Annotated in this window: 1 protein-coding gene; it reads right to left on the bottom strand. The window is 37.5% G+C overall.

All coding sequences use genetic code 11. The features are described 5' to 3' along the window. Positions 1 to 450 precede the first annotated feature (450 nt). The gene (locus BN338_RS00885) at positions 451 to 1,851 is read right to left on the bottom strand and encodes an amino acid permease (protein WP_039758150.1); all 1,401 of its coding nucleotides are present in this window, start codon (positions 1,849 to 1,851) and stop codon (positions 451 to 453) included. Positions 1,852 to 1,967 lie beyond the last annotated feature (116 nt).

Here is a 1,967-nt window from a genome sequence, read left to right as displayed (position 1 = left end):
GTAGATGGCTGTTAGGATACTTCCATCTAGAAATGTATTTTTAATCTTGAAAGAAAGTTGCATAAAAAATTGGGGGGGATTTTAGGTAAAATCTAAATATTTTATTCGTAAACAATGTAAGCGAATTTTATAGAAAATTCTTTACAGAATAGCTCGTGTCTTATCCTGTTATGCCGTACAAACACTGTTGTGAGCAGTGATAAGGCATATAAAATTTACATATGTGGTATTTTTAGAATGAGTGGTGGGAGTGCGTATTCAGAGCAGGGTTTGTCTATAGAGCTTTATGTAGGTGAACCATATCAGTGGTTAGCAGCATCTCCTTTAACAAGCCAGACTGTTTACAAACCGGCGCTGGGAGGAATCCCCTTCTTTTTGAGGTATAAGGAGGAGGTTAAGGAGAAAAAGGGTAACTTTAGCTACCCTTTTTTGAGAAATTTCGTATAGATTTTATTTGTTCTTTGGAGCAATTTTTTTTCTTATAAACATAAAATACATTATGCCTAAGAAGATAAACCAGACTATACTGTATTTTAAAGCTATTAGGGTATCATGTTCTAACGTCAACAAATAGAGCATGAAAGCAAAGAATACTAACACAATCCCGCACATAATGGTACCTCCCGGCATTTTGTAGACGGATTCAGCATGTAGATGAGGGTGATTGCGACGATACACAATATAGCTAATCAAAATGACGGACCATACGAATAGAAATGCAATAGCTGAAATACTTGTCACAATTGTAAAAGCACTTATGATACTTGGAGATGATGATGCAATCGTATATCCTACTAAAATACATAGGCAGGAAAAAAACAAAGCATTAGCTGGCACATGGTATCTGGAAAGCTTCCCTAAAATTGGAGGAGCGCCTTTTTGTGTTGCAAGACCGTATATCATACGGCTGGTGGAAAAAATACCACTGTTTGCTGAAGAGGCTGCGGAAGTGAGAACAACAAAATTAACCAAACCAGCAGCAATTGGAATGCCAGCAAGCCCAAACATGGAGACAAAGGGGCTTTTATCTGGAACAATTTGATCCCAAGGTGTCACTGACATAATCACTGCAAGAGAAAAGATGTAAAAGAGGACAATACGCACCGGTATTGCATTAATTGCTTTAGGGAGAACTTTTTTCGGTTCTTTGACTTCAGCAGCTGTTGTTCCAGCAATTTCTATCCCCACAAAAGAAAAAATGGCAATTTGAAATCCGGCAAAAAAACCTGTAATTCCTCGGGGAAATATATCTCCACCATTCCATACGTGACTGAGAGAAGCGACAGTCCCATTTGGAGGGGTAAAGCCTGTAGTGATCATATAAAATCCAACAATAACTAATGCTAAAATCGCTACGACTTTGATAAGACCAAACCAGAATTCAAGTTCACCGAAAAATTTTACGGCAAGGAGATTAAGGATTAAAAAGAAACCAATGCAAGCAAAAACAACAATCCATGGATTAAGTGTTGGCCACCAGAAATGCATATAGTTAATGATAGCAATAATATCTGCAGCTCCAGTCACAACCCAGCTTAACCAATAGTTCCAGCCAACAAAAAAAGCGATTCCCGGTCCTAGCATATCGGTTGAGAAATCAATAAGAGATCGATATTGTGAATTAGAAAGCAATAATTCTCCCATAGCACGCATGACAAAATAGAGAGCACCTCCAATAATAGCATAAACGAGTATAATGGAAGGGCCGGCTACACTAATTGTTTTTCCTGATCCCATGAAGAGTCCTGTTCCAATAGCTCCACCGAGGGCTATAAGTTGTACGTGACGGTTATCTAGACCACGTTGTAGTTTCTTCTGAGGATCATCTTTTAAATTTTGTTTACCGTTCATTTTTTAGGGGTTCCCTTTAATTATTTTGAGATTAAATGACACTAAAAAAGGCATTATTTCGTATCGAAGCATGATATAAATGAGGTGTAAAGGAAAAAAACATTTTTTATGATGGT

Origin of the sequence: Bartonella queenslandensis AUST/NH15, assembly GCF_000312585.1 — a bacterium.
Taxonomy (GTDB): Bacteria; Pseudomonadota; Alphaproteobacteria; order Rhizobiales; family Rhizobiaceae; genus Bartonella; species Bartonella queenslandensis_A.
Note: the sequence above shows the minus strand (reverse complement) of the source record. Positions and strands in the feature narration are given on the sequence as shown.